This is a genomic window from Nocardia sp. NPDC051052, from assembly GCF_044456045.1.
GTDB lineage: Bacteria > Actinomycetota > Actinomycetes > Mycobacteriales > Mycobacteriaceae > Nocardia.
Map to the genome: position 1 here is coordinate 36,307 of NZ_JBITFL010000024.1, position 21,866 is coordinate 58,172.

The window sequence follows — 21,866 nt, forward strand, 5'->3', positions numbered from 1 at the left end:
GGTCGTCCTAACCTTGCTGGAGTGGGTAGGGGAGCGTGACGGTCTTGATGGTGCACATCTCCCGGATCGAATACGGGATGCCCTCGCGGCCGATACCGCTGGACTTCACGCCGCCGAACGGGATGTGCGGCGAATCGAAATGCGGTCCGGCATTGAGGTTTACGGCACCGACCCGCAATGCGTGCGCGATCTCGGTGAACGCGGCGACGTCGGAGGTGACCACACCGGCCTGCAACCCGTACCGCGTCCCGTTGGCGACCCTGATCGCCTCGGCCGTGTCGGCGACCCGGATCACCGGCGCCACCGGGCCGAATGTCTCCTCGACCACCAACTCGGCGTCGGCGGGCACGTGATCGAGCACAGCGGGCGTGATGAGCGAACCGTGCCGATCCCCGCCGTGCAGCAGTTTCGCGTTCGCGGCGACCGCGTCGGCGATTCGCCGCTGCACGGTGACCGCCGCCTCCTCGCTGATGAGCGGCCCGACGTCGGTCGCCGGATCCAGTGGATCTCCCGCCTGTTTGCGACGGGCCTGCTCGACCAGCCCGGCAACGAGATCGTCGGCCACCTCGCCCACGACGATCACCCGCTTGATCCCTCGGCAGGACTGCCCGGCGGTGGCGAAGGCGCCCTGGCTCGCCAACTGCACCGCGAGCCCGAGATCGGCATCGGGCAGGACGATCAGGGGATCGTTTCCGCCCAACTCCAGCAGGACCTTCTTGCCGGCGGCCGCCCTCGAGACCGCCACCCCCGTGCTCGCCGAACCGGTGAAGGTGACCATGTCGACGTCCGGGTGGCTGGCGAGCGCCGAACCGATGACGCCGGGCTCACCCGTGGTGACAACCAGGTTTTCGGGCGGAAACCCTGCCTCGAGCAGGATCTCGGCGAAGGCCAGCGCGGTGAGCGGTGTCTTCTCCGACGGTTTCAGCACGACCGCGCAACCGGCGGCCACGGCCGGTGCCACCTTCACGACCACCTGGTTGAGCGGCCGATTGAACGGCGTGATCGCCGCGACGATCCCGATCGGCTCGAAGAGGGTGAGCGCCAACCGATCCTGGCCGGGCACCGGAATGCTCTCACCCCGCAGTCGCTCGGTCTCCGTCGCGGCGACAACGAGATTCGCCGCGGCCCGTTCGGTCTCCTTGCGCGTCTCGGCAATACACACGCCGGACTCGCGGGAGATCAATTCGGCCAGCTCCCCGGAGCGTTCCCGGATCAGGGTGGCGGCCGCATTCAGGATCGTCGCCCGCCGGTCCGGCCGCAGCGGTCGCCACGCGGCGCGCAATCCTCGCACCGCCTCGTCCATTTGGGTAACGGTGTCGCGGGCCACCTCGCCGACGCTCTCCCCGGTCCAGGGATTGCGCACGGCGAGTTGATCGAACGAAGGCTGTAATGCGCCGTCACGAAACATGATTCACGTCCTCGACCTTCGTGCTCACGAAATCCCGGAACCGCCTTGCTACCTCCGACGGACCAACCGTCGGCCGACCCAGCCCGGCGATCGAGCCCGGCCGGATCATCAGATAGATGAACGTCGGCCCACGCTCGACCTGCGCGGCTTTGACGGCGTCGGCGAATTCGGCAAGGTCGGCGCAGTCGTACACGCGGGCATATCCGCACGCCCGCGCCACAGCCGGGAAGTCGACCTGTCCGGCCAGGCTCTGCTGCCCGCCCGTGGAGTCGTGAACCCTGTTGTCCAGCAAGACATGTACCAGGTTGGCGGCACCGTGCGCACCGACGGTTGCCAGCGTGCCGAGCCGCATGAGCGCCGCGCCGTCTCCGTCGATCACGACGACCGGCCGTGGCGTATGGCGCGCTACGCCGAGCCCTACCGCGCTCGCCGATCCCATCGCGCCGACCAGATAGAAGTGCTGCGGCCGGTCGGCCAACACGTACAGCTCACGGCTGGTCTTACCGGTGGTGGACAGCACGGCCGCCGAATCGTCGAGGGAGCCGATCAGGCACTCCAGCGCCGCCATTCGCGCGGGCGCATCCCGGGCCTTGTGCGACCGGGTGACTGCCGGAATCACCGGCCCAGCAAGCGGCGGCTCCGCGAGCTGCTCGGAACTCAGCACGCCGTCGCGCAGAACGAACGCGAAAGGCTGTTGCTCCCGGTGCATTTCGGCCCAACCGGCATCCAGGCACGCATCGAGTCCCGCGGTGTCGGCGGGCACCACCGCATGGCCGACGCGCATGAGATCCAACAGCCCAGGCGTGATCGCCCCCATCAGCTCGTGCTGCGGCTCGTCCGGGCGCCCCGGCTCCCCGCGCCAGCTGACGATCAGCGGAACCGGAATGCGGCTGGGGTAGGTGAGCGAGGTCAGCGGGTTGACCATATTGCCGAGGCCCGAATTCTGCGCGATGACACCCGCGGTGGCACCGGCCAGCCAGCAGCCCGCGGCGATCGCCACCGCCTCACCCTCCTGCGTCACCGGCAGATAGCCCGCGGCCGATCCGGACGCCACCCTGTTGATCAGCGGGGTCAGATAGGAGCACGGCACGCCGACAACATCGACCACCCCGCGGCTGACGAGCCCGCCGACCAGTTCGCCGGCGTCGATCACGAGTCCACCCACTTCTTCGCCAATGCGCTGTAGTGCGCCTCGTCGACTGCCAGATCCTGATAGCCCATGAGCGCGAACACTTCCGACAGCGAGGCGATGCTGGGTTCCACGGCCGACGCCCCGTCGGTGAGCAGCGTCCGGCACACCTGTCGCATCGCGGCCACCGACGCCCGCATGGCCTGGTTGGCCCAGATCACCGCGGCGATCCCGAGTTCGGCGAACGTCGCCTTGGCGACCGTGTGATAGGTGGTCGGCGCGATCACCAATGGCAGCCGCCCCGCCCACTCCTTGGTGAACTCGGCGATCTCGTCGATGGTGCGTTGCCGCGAGTGAATGAAGATGGCGTCGGCACCGGCCTGCCGATATGCCTCGGCACGCCGTAGCGCCTCGGCCAAACCGGCGCCCGCGATCAATGCCTCAGTCCGTGCCACGAGCACGAATTCGGCGTCCACCCTGTCCCGGCAGGCCGCGATCTTGGTGCACATCTCGCCGATCGGTGCCAGCGGATGGCTGTCCCCGAAGTAGGAGGTCATCTTGGGAAAGACCTTGTCCTCCATGCAGATTCCCGCCGCGCCGAGCCGCTGGGCGCGGGCGGCGACCCGCCGTGCGGTGTTGAAATTGCCGTAGCCGGTGTCGGCATCGACGAGCACCGGTAAACCGCCGCCCTCGACCACCCGCGCGGTGAGATCGAGGAGTTCGCCCCAGGACACCTCGTCGCTGTCCCGAGCGCCCAGCGCGGTCGACATGCACAGGCCGGACGCCCATATCCCGGTGAACCCGGCCTCGGCCGCGATGCGGGCACTCAGCCCGTCGTGCGCTCCCATGAGGTAACACGGCTGGGGTTCGGCAAGAAGCTTGCGCAACCGCAGACCGGCCGCGAACTCGGCCGGTGGTGATCCTGTCTGAACAGGGAAGTTCTCTATCACGCGCACTGCCTCTCGGATCAGGTCACTCTGCCTGCGGCTGGTGGTGGCCCGCCTGCCAGAACGTTGGCGACTCCCTCGGCGATCCGGCGTCGGCAGCTGCGCTCGGATTCCACCGACAGAAACGCGCGGTGCGACGACACCACCACGTCATCCCGGGTGAGCAGCTTGCGCGCGGTCGGATCGTCATTGGGGTCCTCGGGCGTGAAAACGTCCGAGGCGAAACCGCCGAGCCGCCCCGCGTCGAGTGCGTCGAGCACGGCGGCCGGGTCGACCAGGCGACCCCTGGCGGTGTTGACGAGGAAGGCTCCCGGCCGGACGTCGGCCAGTGCCGCGGCATCGACGAGCCGATCGGTCTCGTCGGTCAATGCCGCGTGGATCACGACAGCGTCTGCGGCAGTGAACAATTCGGCCAGATCGGGGGCGGCGGTGACGCCGTATCCGGCCATCAGGTCGGCCGACACGTAGGGGTCGTAGGCGATGATCGTGGTGTAGAACGCCTGTAGTTTTCTAGCGGTCGCCCGGCCGATGCGGCCGAATCCGATGATGCCCGCGGTCCGCGTCCCCGCCCGCCGTGGTACGCCGCCCGCGTGGATGTTCCACTGGCCGGACTTGACGAGGCGGTTCTGCGTACAAACGCCGCGTTCCAGCGCCAGCAGCAGGGCGAGGGTATGGGTGCTGACCTCGTCCACGCAGTAGTCGGGAACGTTGAACGACACGATGCCGGTGCCGGCCAGCAGCGGCGCGTTCAGGTTGTCGATGCCGACGCCGCTGCGGGCGATGACCCGGCAGGTCGGCTCGACCGCCGCGAGCAGCTCGGGGGTGACCTGGCAGCGATAGATCACCAGTGCGTCGGCGCCGCGCACATGATCGTGAAAGTCCTGGCCCGCCACCAGGTATCGGCCGTCGAACAGCCCTAGGCGCAGTTCGATGTCGCTGCCGAATGCCGTGCGTTCGATGTCGGCCCTGGCGAGGTCCGGCTGTCCCGAATCATCCAGGGCCCAGGCGGGATCGGTGTAGACGACGCGCAATATTCTCTCCCCTGGTGCGGCGCAATGGATCTCAAGAGTCGTAACCCCAGCCGCGGTTGTCCCGGCGGCCGCGCCGCAAAGTCGACACCGCGGCATAGGTATTGGTCAGTTCGTACAGGTCGAGGTAGCCGAGATGGCGGCCGGAACCCAGCTTGATCAGCGCACCGTCGCCGGACCATCGATGCGTCACGAAGGGGGCCACCCAGGCTGACGCGTCGACACCCAGCTCCGCCTGTTCGTCGCTTCCGTCGGCACCGGTCCAGTGCAGCGTGAGTGACCCGGCGGACACGAGGTAGTGGGACTCGGCCGGTTCACACAGATTGGCACCGCTGTCTCCGGCTACCCGCAGGAACAATCCGGTGAGGTCGGGCAGGTGTGGGGCGGAGGCCATCGAAGTGACCTGGTAGCCCTGGAAGTCCCGCGTCTCCGCACGACATTCCGCGATGTCCTTGAATGTCTTGCCCACCGCGTCGTGCCTGGTCGCGGGGCGGATCAGCAGCCGGTAGTCGAACCCGAGCGTCGTCCCCAGCTCACGCAACAGTTCGACAGTGCCCTGGTCGAGCGCCGCGACGAGATCGGTTTCGCGGACGCCGAGCTGTGCCGCGGCCGACTCGAGCGTGTGCCCGCGGCGGGCCAGTAGCAGGACGGCGACCTGCTGCGGGGTCAGGCTTTCGTCGAGCAGGCCGAGCATCGCGTGCGCGGCGGGATCCGACCATTCGTTGACGGCTTCCATGAGCCCGGCAAGCGCGGATTGGCCTGTGTAGGAGACGATTCGGGCCGGAGCATCCGAGGCGAGCGAGTAGCTGTGCGGACAGTACGATGGCTCGACGTAGGAGTCGCCGACGATCCAATCGTCGGCCTCGGCGTTGGCCTTGATCACCTGCCAGGTCGCCTCGCCGAGCTCCTCGCCCCATCGTCCGTAAATATCGCCGGGGCCGAGGTTGATGGTGATCGCGGGTTCCAGATGTCCATTGTTCAGCTGGGGCACACGGTCGGCGGGGCACAGAATGTCGAGAATGACCGGCGCGACCGCGCCTTGGGGTGCTGCCATTGTGTAGTAGTTGTAGAAATGAATGCCGTCGCGCTGAATGGCACGGCGGGTGTCGCGCAGTTCCTGGGCGGTGCGGACCAGCACAGTCGCGTCGGAGCGGCCGCTGGCCACGAACTGCTCGGGCGTGATCTGTAGCGCGCGGGCCAGCGCGGCGGCGACCTCGTCGGGCCACTCGTCGTCGCTGGCCAGCAACTTCTCCAATTGCGCGTGGTCCATGCCGATGGTTTCCGCTATCTGGCCGGTCGTTACTTTCCTGGTGTTCAGCCAGTGCACGACCTTGTAATTGTCAACGCGCATAATCCCTCTCCGCGGTCGCGGCCAATAAACACGTCAGTGCCGCCACATCCACGCGGCGGGGGTTATTGCCCGCGCGGTCGTAGGCGAGTGCTTCGGTGGCGATCCGAGTCGCGTCGTGGCGAATGTCGGGGGCGGGTGGCAGCGCGGGTGATCGCACCAGCTCCTCGACCTTTCGGGCCAATGCCTCGACGCTGTCCAGACCCGCCGCCCGCACGACCCCGGTGATAGCGCCGCGGACTCGCGCAGCGCCGCGCGGGTCGGTGCAGTCGTCGTCGACGAGCGCGTTGTACCGCAGCACCGACCCGAGCGTGAGCCCGCACGCGTGGCCGTGGCTGAGCCCGTGGCGCAGCGTCAATGAGTACGACATCGCGTGGCACACAGTGGTTCCCGCGATAGCGATCGCTCGTCCGGCGAGGTGTCCGGCGAGCAGCGCGGCCTGGCGCTGTGCCGATCCCAGGCGGTCGTGCGGCCGGTCGAGCAGATCGGCCGACAGCTCCCACGCGGTGGCTCCCAGCCATTCGGATTGCTTGTCGGCGCGAATCGACCACGCGCCCTCCAAGCCCTGCGCAAGGGTGTCCAGCAGGCAACTGACGAAATGCGCTGGGGGAAGGCCGATGAGGAGATCCGGGTCGAGCACCGCCGTCACCGGTAGCAGGGCGGATCCACGCAGCGACAGCTTGCGGCCCTGGTCCCGGTGCCAGATGGTGGCGAACGGTGTCGCCTCGGCACCGGTGCCCGGGGTGGTCGGCAGCGCGATGACCGGCGGAACACCCTCGGCGCGTGCGCCTTCTTCGCACGCGCGCACCACCGACTCTGGCGTGGGATCATGGGTGATCGACAGCGCCGCAGCGGCTTTGCCCGCGTCCATGACGCTGCCACCGCCGACCGTGACGACCACGTCGGCTCGATGCGCTCGCACCTGGCGGGCCAGCAACGCCACGGATTCCGGTGTCGGCAAACCTGATTGGATCGTCAGGCACAGCGGAAACGCCCGCAGTGCCGCTAGCAGCGGTTCGGACCAGCTACGGAGTGCGAAACCACTGCCCGCTATCACGATTACGCGTGGCGCCATGGTCCCCGCCGCGGCGGTCACCACCTCTTCGGCGACGTCGGCGGCCCGCACCCCGACCATCGTGTGAGGCGAGTCCAGCAGCACGGTGCCGCACCGAACATCGGCGGCGTCCATCGAACCACCTGCCTCCATCGAGATCTCAGTGACTACCGCTAGGCACCTCGATACGGACGCCGGCAGCACGTCGGGCACCCTGCGCTGGCCGACGTGCCGACCACGAAACAGGCGGTCCCGATGATCTCCCCCCGGAGCTCGGACGCGGTGTTTTGCGTGAATACACGGTACCGTAGGCCCGGTGAATATCGGCGAATATCAGAGTTCGTCATCTCCCCGGTTGCCTGGGGTCGCAGGTACCCGCACGGCGCCGAAGGTGTAACAGATGACTGATGGCTACCGCGCGCAGGTTTCCCGAAACCAGTTGAGGTTCGCGACAATTGCGCAGTCGTACGCGGGCGGGCAGGCGCGCCGCCTCGATGTGGAACTGCTGGCCGGGATGATCCGCCCGTTGGCCTTCGAGCGCGTCCTCGACGTGGCCACCGGAACGGGAGCCGCGGCCGCCGTGGCCGCGAAAGCCGGTGTGCGCGCGACGATCGTCGGCGTCGACTCCTCGGTACAGATGCTTCGACAGGCACGCGCCGATGACGGTGGGAGCCAGCCGAATCTGGTCGTCGCCATGATCGAGGAGCTGCCGTTCCCGGACGGTGCCTTCGATCTCGTCATGTGCACGCGTGCGCTGCATCATGTCCAACGCCCGGACATCGTCGTCGCCGAAATGGCGCGGGTGGTCCGACCCGGCGGTCAGGTCATCGTCGCGGACAACGTCACCGGGCTTTCCGGTGCGGCGCACGATCGACTCGAGGCGATCCAGCGGGTCCGAGATCCGGGGCACGCCACGACACTCACCGAGCGCCAGCTCGTCGAGTTGTTGCACGACAACGCCTTGACGGTGGTCGAAGGCCACCGAACCACCAGCTTCCGGCCTTTGGAAGAATGGCTCGACGACGGCGGTGCGGGCGCGGCGGAGTCGGTCGAGATCCGCCGACAGTTGTTGGCACTCGGGCAGATTGGCGACAACGGCACGTTCGGCACGAGCGTGGTGACGGAGGCGGGCGCGGTCACCGGGCTCCGGCAGGCGATGTCGTGGATCAGGGCGGAACGAAGCAGCGCGATATAGCACGGGACATCAGCGGGCGTCGTAGCATGGACAGACTTGACGCCCTGGGGGTCACATCGTGGACATCTCCGCACTGGATGCCGGTCTAAACGAGCAGGAACTCATCGAGTTCACGCAGCAGCTCGTGCGGACCCACACCCCGCACGAGGAGGGCAGAGGCGAGCGCGTCGTCGCGGCCTTCCTGCTCAACAAGATCAAGGACTGGGGCTGGCGCGCCGAGGTTTTCGACGCCGGAGGCCGCCCGAATATCGTGGTGACCCTTGCCGGTGGCGGTGGCGACGGCCCCACACTGGCGTTCGAGGGCCATCTGGACGTGGTGGCCGAGGGCGATCTCGATCAGTGGACCGTCGACCCGTTCGGCGGTGAGATTCGCGACGGGAAGCTCTACGGACGTGGCTCCGCCGACATGAAATCCGGTGTCGCGGCAATGCTTTACGGGACAAGGGCATTGCAGCTGGCGGGCCCGTTTCCCGGCCGGGTCAGGCTGTTCCTGCTCGCCGACGAAGAGGGAATGATGACCGGGGCCAAGGCGGCGGTGGCCAACGGATTCGTCCGCGACGTCGACGGGGTGATCTGCTGCGAGCCCGAAGGTGACGAGGTGTGCCCGATATCGAAGGGCGCGATCCGGCTCCGGGTGGATTTCACCGGCGTGATGAGTCACGGGGCGATGCCGTGGCAGGGCCGGAACACGTTGCCCGCGTTGGCCCGGGTGCTGCTCGGCGTGGAGACCCTAGAAGGCGCGTTGATACAGGAGGTGGGCTCCCGGCCGCCGCTCGGCGCGCCCTCGATCACGCCGACGGTGGTGCGGGCGGGGACCGCGGATCAGATGAACACGATCACCGGGACGAGCGCGCTGTACCTGGATGTGCGCACCGTCCCGGGAATCGACCACGAGACGCTGCTGAAGCGGATCGGCGAGTGCGTCGACACCGCCGCCCGCGACTGCGCGATCGGCTCGGCCGTCACGGTGATCGATGATCGGCCGTGGGTCGAAACCGGCTCGGACACAACACTTGTCACCGCGCTGATGCGGGCGCACGAGACGGTCAACGGTGTCCGGCCCAGCCTCGGCGGGGTGCCGGGCACCACCGACGGCACCATCCTGACCCATTACGGGAAGGTCCCGAGCGTGGTGTACGGGCCGGGCGGAAAGTGGATCGCGCACATGGCCGACGAGTGGGTGGCGGTGCGTGACCTGAAGCGTTATGCGCTGACGTATGCCGTTGCGGCACAAGACTTCCTGCACGAGGGTGCGCGATGACGAGCCCGCCGGGGGAGACCAGGCTGCCCTTGACGCCGGGGCAGCATCTGCTGGACTTCCTGGAATCGATCCGGCCCGGCGGGGCGGCGGCGGCGTTCAATATCTCGTTCCGGCTCACCATCGACGGGCCGCTCGACCGGAATCGACTGTTCGGCGCCATCATTCAGTGCGTCGACCGGCATGAGGCGCTGCGCACCGCCGTGGTTCGCGGCCGCGGGATGGCCGAGCAGGTCATCGGTTCCGCCACCGAACCCGAGATGACCGTGACACCAACCGCATCGCGGACCTGGGACGAGCCGGAGATCGAAGAGCTACTGGTCGAGTACAACAACGCGCCGTTCGACCTCACGCGTCCGCCGTTGGTCCGCGTGCTCCTGCTAGAGAACGAACCGGAGAAGCGTCGTCTGCTCCAGGTGACGGTGCACCACAGCGTGTCCGACGCGTGGTCGCTGGAGGTGCTGAAACGCGATATCGGGCGGTGCTATCGGGCGGCCGCGGGGCTGGAATCGCAGCCCGCGCCACCGGAGGTGCCCTATCGGCAGATCGTCGTCGACGAACTGGCCGCACTGGAAACGCCCGAGGCGGATGCGGCCCGCGCCTTTTGGCCGGAATACGTTGGCTCCCTGGAGATATTGCAGATACCCGGGTCGGTGCAGCCGCAGGAGGATCAGGCGATCACCTCCCGCGGTGACCATCGATTGGCGGCACCGGAAATCGCCGCGGTGCGCGGATTGTCGGGCCAGCTCCGCGCGACCCCGTTCATGGTGATCGCCGCGGCTTACGGCCTTACCCTGGGCCACCTCGGTGGGTGCGACGCATACCTCATGCCGACCTTCAGCCATGGCCGCCGGGATCCGCGGTTCCATCAATCGGTGGCCATGCTTTTCAATCCCTTCATGCTTGAATTCCGCTGGTCGCCGGAGATGTCGTTCGCCGATCTCGTCGCGACGTTCAAGCAGAGCTGCCTGAAGGCCTACCAATTCCAGTGGTACCCCTTCATCGAGGTGCTCGAGGTCTGTCCGGAACTGTCCGTCGCGATGATCGACCCGAACAGCGCGCTTTTCCCGGTACAGATGCTGAATGTCCCGAAGACTCAGGTCGGTGCGGCACTGTTCGGTCCCGATTGCGTCGCAGCGGATTACGCACTGCACCGGACGTCGGTAGGAAACGTGCTCCCGATCGACGGCCTGCTCACGATCAAGGCAACCCAGGAGGCGATGGCGATGACTTTCAACGCGGCGCAGCGGTTATGGAACGACGAATTAGCCGCCGCCATGTGCGCGACCATCGTCGACCTATGCCTCGACGCCGCGCAGCATCCCGGTGTCCCACTGCGGCAGCTCGTCGGCACCGTCGACCGCCGCTTCGGCAGCACCCTGTGGAGCGTCTGATGGATGCGCGAGTAGCCGTCGTCGACGGCGCCAACGGATACGTTGCCAGCAACACGATCTGCGAGCTGCTCAAACGTGGCGTCCGCGTGAAAGCCCTTGCCAGAGGGGCACGGACCCGCGTTACCGAGGCGCTCGAGTCGGCCACCGTCAACGAGGGGGAGATGCCATCCGACATCACCGGCCTCGAAACCTACGACTGCGAACTGACCCAGGAGTACCTGGGCATCGATGAATTCGAAGCAGCCACGATCTTCTCGGAGCCCTGCGATTTCTGGCATTTCGCGGCCGCGGTCGACCTCTCGCCGAACCGGCCCGCCTTACTCCAGGACGTGAATACCAACGGCACCGAACGGGCGCTACGACTATTCGTTAAACATTCCCGGCCGGGTTCCCGATTCTTTCTGATCAGCACCGCCTACGTCGGCGGCGTCACGGACGCGCCCACCGAGGAGACCTGGCTGCCGGTTACCGATGACACCCAGTTCCGGACGGTATACGAGGCAACCAAGTGCGGCGGTGAGCTCGTCTTCCGTGATTTCGTGCGGGAGCACGGTGTCACCGGCGCGGTATTCCGGCTCGGTCAGGTGGTCGGCTCATCCAAAACCGCGCACACCACCTCGGATTTCGGCATCTACAACTTCATGTCGAATATGAAGCGCGTGGCGCGACGTTTCCCCGGCGGTGAGGCCGCGGTTCAAGTGGGCGACGACGCAACACTCAACCTCGTCCCGATCGATACGTGCGTGGAGTGGCTGCTGGCCTTGGCCGCAGTCGATGACCTACCGCAGATCGTCAACCTGACCGACCGCGTCGGCGTCTCGGCGGCGGCCACGATCGAACTGATCGGCACCGGCCTCGGCATGACCCTGCGCCCCGTTTCCCCGCCGGAGTGGGACGACGGCACCCTCACCGTCCTAGACCGAGCGGTCGCCACCCGCATGGCATACACCGGAAAGTACCTCTTGGAACGCATCGAGTTCGACCGCCGCAACCTCGAATCGGCGATACCTGTGCCGGACACGGTCTGCGATCTGGGGCTCGTCGAACGATTGGTCACCTGGTATCTGAAGTAGACCGTCGGGTTGTTGCGCGATTCGCGGCTCGTGCATCCTGTGCCCGGGACAAGCGGAAAGGGCGTCCTCCGCCCGAGCCGTTGATCGAGCGGCTTCGATCCTCGCCGCATCTCGATCTGCGCAGGCTGGCCTGGGAGATCGAGCAGTGATCTGGATCACAATTCGATGACGATGGGGCCGATTTCACCTGAAACCTTTCCAAATGCTTTGCGAAGTCTTTACTATTAGCCAGACCTTCGCGTCACCCGGGTCGCCGCTCTCGAGCGGTTGAGTCACGCCCGCCGCTCGTTTTCGATGCCAGTACATGTTCCACCGATGAACCGGGACGGTCCACGTCCGCCCGGCGAAGGAGAAATATGTCCACCGACACCGATTCCGCACCACGGACGTCGCTGCGCACCCTTGCTTTTCCGGAACGTCTGGCCAGTATCGGTCGCCACGACCTACCCGCCTCCATCGTGGTTTTCCTTGTCGCACTACCGCTTTCCCTCGGCGTCGCGGTCGCCTCCGGTGCACCCGTCGCCGCGGGGTTGATCGCGGCGGTGGTCGGCGGGGTGGTCGCGGGGCTGGTCGGCGGGTCGGCGGTGCAGGTGACCGGGCCGACCGCGAGCCTCACCGTGGTCGTCGCCGCGAGCGTGCACCAATTCGGCTGGGCCGCAACGTGTTTCATCACCGCCGGGGCCGGGGCGCTGCAGATTCTGTTCGGCCTGAGCCGGATCGCGCGGGGTGCGCTGGCGATCGCGCCGGTGGTGGTGCACGCGATGCTGGCCGGCATCGGGGTGATCATCGCGCTGCAGCAGGTGCACGTGCTGCTCGGCGGCACATCGCTGAGCTCGTCGTTCGCCAGCCTCGTCCAGCTGCCACATCAGCTGATGTCGGTGCATCGCGGGGACCTGCTGATCGGCGTTGTGGTGATCGTCATCCTGATCGCCTGGAAGTTCGTGCCGCGCCAGGTGCGGGTGGTGCCGGGGCCGTTGGTCGCCGTGGTGCTCGCGACGCTGTTGTCGCTGGTGCTGCCGACCCACGTCGAGCGGCTGGTGCTGAACGGCTCGCTGCTCGACGCGATCGGACTGCCCACCATCCCGTCCGGCAGCTGGACCGCGATCGCGATCACCGTGGTGACCATTGCGCTCATCGGCAGCGTCGAGACGCTGCTCTCGGCGGTGGCGGTGGACAAGCTGCGCCCGGAAACCTCGACCGACCTCGACCGCGAATTGATCGGGCAGGGCTCGGCCAACATGGTGTCCGGCCTGCTCGGCGGCCTGCCGGTGGCGGCGGTGATCGTGCGCAGCATCACCAACGCGCAGGCGGGCGCGCAGAGCAGGGCGGCGACGGTGCTGCACGGCATCTGGGTGCTGCTGTTCGCGGTGGCGCTGGCCGGTCTGGTGCAGCAGATCCCGAAGGCGGCGCTGGCCGGGCTGCTCATTCTGATCGGCGTGCAGCTGGTGAAGCTGGCGCACATCCGGCTCGCGCGCCGCACCGGTGATCTGTATGTGTATGTCGCGACGGTACTGAGTGTGGTGTTCCTGAACCTGTTGGTGGGCATGCTGATCGGGCTCGCGCTGTCGTTCGCACTGCTGCTGTGGCGGGTGGTCAGGGTGACCATCGTCGCCGAACCGGTGGCGAGCGCGCGGCGCTGGGTGGTCACCATCGACGGCACCTGCACCTTCCTCGCGCTGCCGAAGCTGTCCGCGGAACTCGCCAAAGTGCCTGCGGGCGTGGAGGTCACCGTGGAGATGACGGTCGACTTCCTCGATCACGCCTCGTATGAGCGGATCACCGAATGGGCCGCCCAGCACGAATCCGACGGCGGCACGGTCGAATTCGTGGAGATCGGCAGCGCTCGGATGGCGCGCGCGCTGGCGGGCCCACCCGAGCGCGGCAATTCGCGTCAGGTCATCGACCAGGCGATCAGTCCGTGGCGGCGCACCGGCATTCACGAGGATCCGATCGTGGCGGGCATCGCGGCCTACCACCGCGGGCACGCGCACCTGATGCGCCCGCACCTGGATGGCCTGCGGCACCGCCCCGACGCCCACTCGTTCTTCCTCACCTGCGCCGACGCCCGCATCGTGCCGAACGTCATCACCAACAGCGGCCCCGGCGACCTGTTCACCGTCCGCAACGTGGGCAATCTGGTCCCCACCGCGGGCAGCGACGTGTCGGTCGAGGCCGCGCTGATCTACGCGCTGGAAAAGCTGGACGTGCGCGCGGTCGTCGTGTGCGGCCATTCCGGCTGCGGCGCGATGGAGGCGCTGTATCGCGAGGTGCGAACCGGCTCGGGCCTCGGCGACTGGCTGGCCCATGCCCGCCCCAGCCTCGACCGCTTCCGCCTCGGGCACCCGGTCGCCGAGGCCGCCGCGCTGGCGGGGTTCGGCGAGGTCGATCAGCTGGGCATGGTGAATGTGGCGCTGCAACTGGAGACGCTGCACGCGCACCCGGCCGTGCGACGAGGTATCGAGGAGCGCGGCGTCGTGGTGTCGGGGCTGTTCTTCGATATCGCCACCGCCAGGGTGATCGAGGTGACCGTGGACGGTATCGCGGAATTCGATGACGAAGGCCGCCGTGTCGCCGCCGAGCCGGTTTAATCGTCGCGACGGTCCCGGCGCCGCCCGGCGCCCCTGGGCAGCAGTCATGAGGCTTTGCACGCGGTGTTAACGCGCTCTTAGCATCATTCTCAGGCTTTGCTTAGCCTTTACTAATAGCCTTGCTTCGGTTTACCTCTCGACCCGTTGGTGTGTCGAGAACTGCTTCACCGCGAGATGCCGGTTCGCGGTCGTATGCCCTGCTGGACATGTAGATCGTCAACCGACCTCGGCCGTTGTGCCGGGTTCGGCGAAGGAGATAGTTATGGCCGTCGAGAACGATGTGGCCCCACCGATAACACAGGATGTCCCAGCGGACTCGGGTCGCGGTTCTGGGCCCCTGTCCGATCGTCTGCAATCGATCATTCGTCACGATGTGCCCGCTTCCATCGTGGTTTTCCTAGTCGCGTTGCCGCTGTCCCTCGGCATCGCCGTCGCCTCCGGCGCGCCCGTCGCCGCCGGCCTGATCGCCGCCGTGATCGGCGGCGTCGTCGCCGGTTTGCTGGGCGGCTCCATTCTTCAGGTGAGTGGCCCCGCCGCGGGCCTCACCGTCGTCGTTGCCGAGTCCATCAACCAATTCGGCTGGAAAACAACCTGTTTCATCGCCGCCGCGGCCGGCGTGCTGCAGATTCTGTTCGGGCTGAGCAGGATTGCGCGGGCCGCGCTGGCCGTCGCGCCGGTGGTCGTGCATGCGATGCTTGCCGGCATCGGTATCACTATTGCGCTGCAACAGATTCACGTGCTGCTCGGGGGTTCGTCGCACAGCTCGGCATGGAAGAACCTCACTCAGTTACCCGATCAGCTGATGTCGCTGCACGGCGGCGACGTCTTCATCGGCGCGGTGGTGATCGCCATCATGCTGGGGTGGAAGTACGCGCCCGGCAAACTGCGGGTGGTCCCGGGGCCGTTGGTCGCGGTGTTCGCGGGCACCGTGCTCGCCATGGTGCTGCCCACCGGTGCCGAGCGAATTGTGTTGAACGGCTCGCTGTTCGACGCGATCGGCCTGCCGGAACTGCCGCGCGGTGACTGGTCGGCGGTGGTGCTCATGGTCATCACCATCGCGTTGATCGCCAGCGTGGAGAGCCTGCTCTCCGCGGTGGCCGTGGACAAGATGCACTCCGGTCGGCGCACCAATTTCGATCGCGAGCTGATCGGCCAGGGCTCGGCCAACGTGCTGTCCGGCCTGCTCGGCGGGCTGCCGGTCACCGGCGTGATCGTGCGCAGCGCCACCAACGTGCAGGCCGGTGCCCGCAGCCGGGCATCGGCGGTGCTGCACGGCGTCTGGATCCTGGTGTTCTCGGTGGCGCTGGCCGCTGTGGTGCAACAGATTCCGAAGGCGGCCCTGGCGGGGCTGTTGATCGTGATCGGCATCCAGCTGGTCAAGCTGGCGCACATCCGGATGGCAAGGCGCACCGGCGATCTGCTCGTCTACGCGGTTACCGTGGCGTCGGTGGTGTTCTTGAATCTGCTGGAGGGCGTGCTGATCGGCCTCGCGATGGCCTTCGGTCTGCTGCTGTGGCGAGTGGTGCGAGTCGCCATCAGCGCCAGGCAGATTCCGGGTTCACAGCGGTGGATGATCACCATCGACGGCTCCTGCACCTTCCTCGCGCTGCCGAAGCTGTCCACGGAATTCGCGAAGGTGCCCGCCGACGCCGACGTCACCGTCGAGATGACCGTCGACTTCCTCGACCACGCCGCCTTCGAGGCCATCGAGGACTGGGTGCGTCAGCAGGAAAGCAACGGCGGCAGTGTCGATTTCGTGGAAATCGGCAGTGCGCGGATGGCGTACGCGACGGCGGGCCCGCCGTCGCGCAGCTTCGGGCGCGCGGTGTGGACCGACATCCTCGGCCCGTGGCGCCGCGACGAACACGCGGACCCGATCGCGGCAGGCGTCGCCGCCTACCACCGCAGTCACGCGCACGTCGTCCGGCCGCACCTGGACGAGCTGCGCGACAGCCAGGATCCGGATTCGTTCTTCCTGACCTGTGCGGACTCGCGGATCGTGCCGAACATGATCACCAACAGCGGGCCGGGTGATCTGTTCACGGTGCGCAACGTGGGCAACCTGGTGCCCGCGGTCGGCGACCCGTCGGTGGACGCGGCGCTCGTCTTCGCCCTGGAAGAGCTGAACGTCCGGTCCATCGTGGTCTGCGGGCATTCGTCCTGCGGCGCGATGAAGGCACTGCACTCCGGGGCCAAGGCCGGCCCGGAGATCGACAAATGGCTCGCGCACGCCAGGCCGAGCCTGGACCGGATCCGGCGCGGGCACCCGGTCGCGGTGGCCGCGGCACGGGTCGGTTTCGGCGAGGTGGACCAGCTGAGCATGGTGAACGTGGCCGTGCAGCTGGAAAACCTGCAGCGCCACCCCGCGGTGCGCGCGGCCGTCGCCGAACGCGGGGTGACGGTGTCGGGCCTGTTCTTCGATATCGCCAGCGCGCGCGTCATCGAGATCACCGAGGACGGACTGGCCCACATCGAGGACGAGGCGGGCCATCGGGTCGTCCCCGAGCTCGTCTGAGCAACGACCGCCGAGCCCACCCGAACTGTCCAGTTCTGGTGGGCTCGACGTCGGTGACCTGGCCCGGACCGGTCGGTCTCGTACGCTGGGAAAGATGACGGCCGACCTGGAGACAAGCTCGACGCCGACGGGCTGGCGCGCCTTCCGGGCCCGCATTGCCGCGCGACCTACGCTGAACCTCGCCTATCGGGTCGGGGTCGCGTTGGTCGGCACCGCGGTGCTCGCCGTCGGAATCGTCGCGATTCCCTACCCCGGACCCGGCTGGGCGATCGTATTCACCGGACTGGGCATCCTGGCCACCGAATTCGCCTGGGCACAACGGGCACTCGGCTGGCTGCGGGACAAGTACCGGCAGGGTATGGCGTGGTACTCCGCTCGGGGCACCGCCATGCGCGTGTTCGCGGCGGGCGCTACCTTTGCGCTGGTTGTCGCGACACTATGGATATTGGGCACTTTCGGGATGGTCGGCAGCTGGATCGGAGTCGAGTGGCAATGGTTACGCAGTCCCCTGAAGTGGTGAACACCGTTCCCGGGCGAACGTTGACGCAGCCGGACTGGCTGGCGGCGCGGATCGCCGAGATGGGCCACTCGTGGGGCACCACCACACCGCGCATCGCGGGCACGCTGTGGTGGTGCATGGTCGCCTCCGCGCTGGTCGAGCAGATCGCGCGGGCGTACGCGCGCGACGAGCGGGCGGTCGAGCCGGTGCTCGACCGCTTCGACTGCGAGGTCCGTCCCGACGGCGGCGTGGAACGCATCCATGTGCTCGCCGAGCCCGACGCGTCCACCGAGCCAGGCGCGGCACTGCGGGAAACCCTTGCGGCCGTGATCGGTCCGGTCGCCGAGGTCTCCGGTGCGGGCGTGCCTGCGCTGTGGGCGATCGTCGCCGACGCCATCGGCAACCGAGCCCTCGACGTGGGCTCCCCAGACGCGGGCACCCGACTGGCGACCCAGATCGGCGGCAAGCTCCCCGTCCCGCGCTTCGTCGAAATCGGCGGCCGCACCTTCGTCAAACGCATCTCCTGCTGCCTCGTCTACGAGGTCCCCAACTGCGAAATGTGCACCAGCTGCCCCAAACGCCCCGCCGCCGAACGCGAGGCCATGCTGGAAAACCTGGCAGCAGACAGCTGAACCGGAACTTGGTGCATCGACGTGAGTCATATGGTCGCTGTTCAAGATCAGCTAGCGACCTTGTGACTCACCTCGATGGCGCCAACTACCATTTCACTCGCCTCGATGGGCGGGTTTGCTGACCCGCTGCTTTCCTCGCACACCTATCCGCAGGTTGAGGGGTGGTGTGCGGGAGCGAGCAGGTGCGCGAAGGCCCGCTGCTGGGGCTTGCGGGTCTGCTCGCGCCCTCCGGTGGTTTAGCGAATTGGGCGCTGGGGACCCCTGAATACGCGGCGAGGCGGGAGAGCGTGTGCGCGTTGGGGTGGGCATGCCGATAGCATGGTCGCGCCGGGGCACGTGCGTGTCTCTGCCATTATCCGCGGGTACGCCCCGCACCCGAGAAACTCCAAGGAGAGCACCGCCGTGACCACCTCAGCCCGCACCACCCCTGCCGTCCTCGTCCGGGTGCCGGCCGGGACGACGGCGGGTGCCGCGGTGCGCGAGGCCGGACTGCCGACCAAGGGGCCGGACACCATCGTCGTCGTGCGTGACGCCGAGGGCCTCAAGGACCTGTCCTGGACCCCGGACACCGACGTCGAGGTAGAGGCGGTCGCCGCCGACACCGAGGACGGCCGCAGTGTCATCCGGCATTCCGCCGCGCACGTGCTGGCCCAGGCGGTGCAGCAGGAGTTCCCGGAGGCCAAGCTCGGCATCGGCCCGCCGATCAAGGACGGCTTCTACTACGACTTCCAGGTCGACAAGCCGTTCACCCCGGAGGATCTGGCCAAGCTGGAATCCAGGATGAAGAAGATCGTCAAAGGCGCGCAACGCTTTTCGCGCAGGGTGATCGAGGTCGAGGACGCCCGCGTCGAACTGGCCAAGGAGCCGTTCAAGCTGGAGCTGATCAGCGACAAGTCCGGCATCGACGATCCGGAGGTGATGGAGGTCGGCGGCAAGGAGCTGACCATCTACGACAACCTCGATCCCCGCACCGGCGAACGCCTCTGGGGCGATCTGTGTCGCGGCCCGCACATCCCGACCACCAAGTTCATCCCCGCGTTCAAGCTGACCCGCAGCTCGGCCGCCTACTGGCGCGGCGATCAGAACCGCGAAGACCTGCAGCGCATCTACGGCACCGCCTGGGAATCCCAGGAGGCCCTGGCAGAGCACATGCACCTGCTCGCCGAGGCCGAACGCCGCGACCACCGCAAGCTCGGTCTGGAACTGGACCTCTTCAGCTTCCCCGACGAGCTCGGCTCCGGCCTGCCGGTGTTCCACCCCAAGGGCGGCATCATCCGCAAGGAGATGGAGGAGTACTCGCGGCGCAGGCATGTGTCCGCGGGCTACGAGTTCGTCAACACCCCGCACATCACCAAGGGACACCTGTTCGAGGTCTCCGGCCACCTGGACTGGTACCAGGACGGCATGTTCCCGGCGATGCACCTGGACGCGGAGCTGAACGAGGACGGCACCGTCCGCAAGCCCGGCCAGGACTACTACGTCAAGCCGATGAACTGCCCGATGCACAACTTGATCTTCCGCGCCCGCGGCCGGTCGTACCGGGAACTGCCGTTGCGGCTCTTCGAGTTCGGCTCGGTGTACCGCTACGAGAAGTCCGGTGTGGTGCACGGCCTGACCCGGGTGCGCGGCATGACTCAGGACGACGCGCACATCTACTGCACCAAAGAGCAGATGCACGCCGAGCTCACCAGCACCCTGCAGTTCGTGCTCGCGTTGCTGAAGGACTACGGCCTCGACGACTTCTACCTGGAGCTGTCGACCAAGGACCCGGTGAAATTCGTCGGCTCGGACGAACTCTGGGAAGAGGCGACCGAGACCCTGTCCAAGGTGGCCTCGGCCTCCGGGCTCGTGCTCGTGCCGGATCCGGGCGGCGCCGCGTTCTACGGGCCGAAGATCTCCGTGCAGGTCAAGGACGCGCTCGGGCGCACCTGGCAGATGTCGACCATCCAGCTGGACTTCAACCTGCCGGAGCGGTTCAACCTGGAATACACCGCCAACGACGGCACCAAGCAGCGGCCGGTGATGATCCACCGCGCGCTGTTCGGTTCCATCGAACGGTTCTTCGGTGTGCTCACCGAGCACTACGCGGGCGCCTTCCCGGCCTGGCTGTCGCCGGTGCAGGTGGTCGGCATCCCGGTCGCGGAAGCCTTTGCGCCGCACCTGGATCAGGTGATCGAGCGGCTGCGGGACGCGGGCGTGCGCGCGCAGGTGGACCGCAGCGACGACCGGATGCAGAAGAAGATCTTCAACAACACCGCGCAGAAGGTGCCGTTCATGCTGCTGGCCGGCGAGCGGGACGTGGCCGCCGACGCGGTGAGCTTCCGGTTCCGCGACGGCACGCAGGTGAACGGCGTGCCGGTCGCCGAGGCGGTGGCCACCATTGTGCTGTGGATCGCGAATCGGGAGAACGCTTCGCCGACCGCGGAGGGCTTCGAGATCAAGGGTGCGGAATGACTGAGCGCGCGGCGCCGGATGGACTTACCGAGCTGAACGACGCCGCGGAACAGGGCAGCATCGTCGACCGCGGCGCGGGCGAACCCGATCGGCTGCAACGGCTGTGGACGCCATACCGGATGTCCTACATCGCCGAGGCCGCGTCCACCGACCCCACGTCGACCGGGCATCCGTTCACCGATATTCCGAAGATGTCCGACGAGGACGGTCTGGTGGTCGCGCGCGGCGAACTGGTCTACGCGGTGCTCAACCTGTACCCGTACAACCCCGGCCACCTGATGGTGGTGCCGTACCGCAGGGTGGCCAACCTCGAAGACCTCACGGTGGCCGAGGGCGCCGAGCTGATGGCGTTCACCCAGCAGGCCATCCGGGTGATGAAGCGGGTGTCGCGGCCGCACGGCTTCAACGTCGGCCTGAATCTCGGTGGCGTGGCGGGTGGTTCGCTGGCCGACCACCTGCACCAGCACATCGTCCCGCGCTGGGGCGGCGACGCGAACTTCATCACCGTGGTCGGTGGCGCGAAAGTGATGCCGCAGTTGCTACGGGAGACGAGGGCACTGCTGTCGGGAGCCTGGAAGGAAGTCGACTAGAAGTGCTGAGCTTCTTCGGCCGCGATACGTTTGCCAAAGCGACTGCGCCGCTGGGCAAAGCGCTGGTGAGCACGGGGCTCACGCCGGATGCGGTTACTGTCATCGGCACCACCGCGTCGATCGCCGCCGCGGTCACTCTGTTCCCGACCGGACACCTGTTCTGGGGGACCATGGTGATCTGGTTGTTCGTCATGTTCGACATGCTCGATGGTGCGATGGCCAGGGCGCGCGGCGGCGGCACGAAATACGGTGCGGTGCTCGACGCCACCTGCGACCGGATGGCCGACGGCGCCATTTTCGCAGGGCTGGCGTGGTGGGCGGTGTTCCACGAGCACCACAAGCCATTGTTCGCCGCGACCCTGGTGGTACTGGTGACGTCGCAGGTGATTTCGTATGCCAAGGCGCGCGCGGAGGCCAGCGGGCTGTCCGCCGACGGCGGGATCATCGAGCGGCCGGACCGGCTGATCATCGTGCTGGTCGGCGCGGGTTTGACCGGGATCGGCGGGTACTGGGGCATCGGCTGGCTTGCCTACGCGGTGCACGTCGCGATGTGGATCCTGGCGGTGCTCAGCATCGTCACGGTGTTCCAGCGGGTGCTCGCGGTGCGCAGTTCGCCGGGCGCGCGCGATGTGCTCACGCCCGCGCAACCGAAGAATCCGGCGCAGCCCGACAACCCTACAGCGGGAACGGCGAACGCGACGGAGCTGCCAACGTGAGACCGCCGAATCGTGGCGGTGCGGTGCGGGAAACGGGG

The 21,866-nt window shown here is 67.4% G+C and carries 17 protein-coding genes; 11 read left to right on the forward strand and 6 right to left on the reverse strand.

Annotation, left to right across the window (positions count from 1 at the left end):
• Nucleotides 1-7: 7 nt before the first annotated feature.
• From ACIBCN_RS43385 to ACIBCN_RS43410, 6 genes are read right to left on the reverse strand one after another with little or no spacing between them, the layout of a single operon-like run.
• Nucleotides 8-1,408, reverse strand: coding sequence for an aldehyde dehydrogenase family protein (locus ACIBCN_RS43385; protein ID WP_396998580.1), 1,401 nt, complete (start codon nt 1,406-1,408; stop codon nt 8-10).
• Nucleotides 1,398-2,561, reverse strand: coding sequence for a phosphonopyruvate decarboxylase (gene aepY, locus ACIBCN_RS43390; RefSeq protein ID WP_396998582.1), 1,164 nt, complete (start codon nt 2,559-2,561; stop codon nt 1,398-1,400). Before aepY ends, ACIBCN_RS43385 begins: the two co-directional genes overlap by 11 nt.
• Nucleotides 2,558-3,487, reverse strand: a complete 930-nt coding sequence (locus ACIBCN_RS43395; protein ID WP_396998584.1) for an isocitrate lyase/phosphoenolpyruvate mutase family protein — start codon at nt 3,485-3,487, stop codon at nt 2,558-2,560. Before ACIBCN_RS43395 ends, aepY begins: the two co-directional genes overlap by 4 nt.
• A 17-nt stretch (nt 3,488-3,504) precedes the next feature.
• A complete protein-coding gene (locus ACIBCN_RS43400; protein WP_396998585.1) occupies nt 3,505-4,515 on the reverse strand; it encodes a C-terminal binding protein in 1,011 nt (336 codons plus the stop codon).
• A 31-nt stretch (nt 4,516-4,546) separates the two neighbouring features.
• Nucleotides 4,547-5,863 (reverse strand): histidine kinase, encoded by a 1,317-nt coding sequence (locus ACIBCN_RS43405; protein ID WP_396998586.1) that lies wholly within the window; start codon nt 5,861-5,863, stop codon nt 4,547-4,549.
• A complete protein-coding gene (locus tag ACIBCN_RS43410; protein ID WP_396998587.1) occupies nt 5,853-7,049 on the reverse strand; it encodes an iron-containing alcohol dehydrogenase in 1,197 nt (398 codons plus the stop codon). The genes ACIBCN_RS43405 and ACIBCN_RS43410 overlap by 11 nt, the downstream gene beginning before the upstream one ends.
• Before the next feature lie 265 nt (nt 7,050-7,314).
• Here ACIBCN_RS43410 and ACIBCN_RS43415 point away from each other — a divergent pair, with 265 nt between their 5' ends.
• From ACIBCN_RS43415 to pgsA, 11 genes are all read left to right on the forward strand, one after another.
• Nucleotides 7,315-8,109 (forward strand): class I SAM-dependent methyltransferase, encoded by a 795-nt coding sequence (locus ACIBCN_RS43415; RefSeq protein WP_396998589.1) that lies wholly within the window; start codon nt 7,315-7,317, stop codon nt 8,107-8,109.
• Nucleotides 8,110-8,167: 58 nt separating this feature from the next.
• Nucleotides 8,168-9,370 (forward strand): M20 family metallopeptidase, encoded by a 1,203-nt coding sequence (locus tag ACIBCN_RS43420; protein ID WP_396998590.1) that lies wholly within the window; start codon nt 8,168-8,170, stop codon nt 9,368-9,370.
• Entirely contained in the window at nt 9,367-10,761 is a 1,395-nt protein-coding gene (locus ACIBCN_RS43425) for a condensation domain-containing protein (RefSeq protein ID WP_396998591.1), read from the forward strand. The genes ACIBCN_RS43420 and ACIBCN_RS43425 overlap by 4 nt, the downstream gene beginning before the upstream one ends.
• Nucleotides 10,761-11,834, forward strand: a complete 1,074-nt coding sequence (locus tag ACIBCN_RS43430) for an SDR family oxidoreductase (protein ID WP_396998592.1) — start codon at nt 10,761-10,763, stop codon at nt 11,832-11,834. The genes ACIBCN_RS43425 and ACIBCN_RS43430 overlap by 1 nt, the downstream gene beginning before the upstream one ends.
• 356 nt (nt 11,835-12,190) lie before the next feature.
• The gene (locus ACIBCN_RS43435) at nt 12,191-14,422 is read left to right on the forward strand and encodes a SulP family inorganic anion transporter (RefSeq protein WP_396998593.1); all 2,232 of its coding nucleotides are present in this window, start codon (nt 12,191-12,193) and stop codon (nt 14,420-14,422) included.
• Nucleotides 14,423-14,684: 262 nt separating this feature from the next.
• Nucleotides 14,685-16,937, forward strand: coding sequence for a SulP family inorganic anion transporter (locus tag ACIBCN_RS43440; RefSeq protein ID WP_396998595.1), 2,253 nt, complete (start codon nt 14,685-14,687; stop codon nt 16,935-16,937).
• 94 nt (nt 16,938-17,031) lie between these two features.
• The gene (locus tag ACIBCN_RS43445) at nt 17,032-17,457 is read left to right on the forward strand and encodes a TIGR02611 family protein (RefSeq protein WP_396998596.1); all 426 of its coding nucleotides are present in this window, start codon (nt 17,032-17,034) and stop codon (nt 17,455-17,457) included.
• Nucleotides 17,454-18,068, forward strand: a complete 615-nt coding sequence (locus ACIBCN_RS43450; RefSeq protein WP_396998598.1) for a (2Fe-2S)-binding protein — start codon at nt 17,454-17,456, stop codon at nt 18,066-18,068. Before ACIBCN_RS43445 ends, ACIBCN_RS43450 begins: the two co-directional genes overlap by 4 nt.
• Nucleotides 18,069-18,470: 402 nt before the next feature.
• A complete protein-coding gene (gene thrS, locus ACIBCN_RS43455; RefSeq protein WP_396998599.1) occupies nt 18,471-20,522 on the forward strand; it encodes a threonine--tRNA ligase in 2,052 nt (683 codons plus the stop codon).
• Complete coding sequence (locus tag ACIBCN_RS43460) at nt 20,519-21,112, forward strand: HIT family protein (protein ID WP_396998601.1); 594 nt, start codon at nt 20,519-20,521, stop codon at nt 21,110-21,112. The genes thrS and ACIBCN_RS43460 overlap by 4 nt, the downstream gene beginning before the upstream one ends.
• Before the next feature lie 2 nt (nt 21,113-21,114).
• Nucleotides 21,115-21,828, forward strand: a complete 714-nt coding sequence (gene pgsA / locus ACIBCN_RS43465) for a phosphatidylinositol phosphate synthase (RefSeq protein WP_396998603.1) — start codon at nt 21,115-21,117, stop codon at nt 21,826-21,828.
• Nucleotides 21,829-21,866 lie beyond the last annotated feature (38 nt).

What these genes read in the sequence shown, in the direction of transcription:
- ACIBCN_RS43445 (WP_396998596.1), top strand. Translation starts at nt 17,032, where the DNA reads ATGACGGCCGACCTGGAGACAAGCTCGACGCCGACGGGCTGGCGCGCC.
- ACIBCN_RS43435 (WP_396998593.1), top strand. Translation starts at nt 12,191, where the DNA reads ATGTCCACCGACACCGATTCCGCACCACGGACGTCGCTGCGCACCCTT.
- ACIBCN_RS43405 (WP_396998586.1), bottom strand. Translation starts at nt 5,863, where the DNA reads ATGCGCGTTGACAATTACAAGGTCGTGCACTGGCTGAACACCAGGAAA.
- ACIBCN_RS43430 (WP_396998592.1), top strand. Translation starts at nt 10,761, where the DNA reads ATGGATGCGCGAGTAGCCGTCGTCGACGGCGCCAACGGATACGTTGCC.
- ACIBCN_RS43385 (WP_396998580.1), bottom strand. Translation starts at nt 1,408, where the DNA reads ATGTTTCGTGACGGCGCATTACAGCCTTCGTTCGATCAACTCGCCGTG.
- ACIBCN_RS43440 (WP_396998595.1), top strand. Translation starts at nt 14,685, where the DNA reads ATGGCCGTCGAGAACGATGTGGCCCCACCGATAACACAGGATGTCCCA.
- ACIBCN_RS43425 (WP_396998591.1), top strand. Translation starts at nt 9,367, where the DNA reads ATGACGAGCCCGCCGGGGGAGACCAGGCTGCCCTTGACGCCGGGGCAG.
- ACIBCN_RS43415 (WP_396998589.1), top strand. Translation starts at nt 7,315, where the DNA reads ATGACTGATGGCTACCGCGCGCAGGTTTCCCGAAACCAGTTGAGGTTC.
- ACIBCN_RS43410 (WP_396998587.1), bottom strand. Translation starts at nt 7,049, where the DNA reads ATGGACGCCGCCGATGTTCGGTGCGGCACCGTGCTGCTGGACTCGCCT.
- ACIBCN_RS43460 (WP_396998601.1), top strand. Translation starts at nt 20,519, where the DNA reads ATGACTGAGCGCGCGGCGCCGGATGGACTTACCGAGCTGAACGACGCC.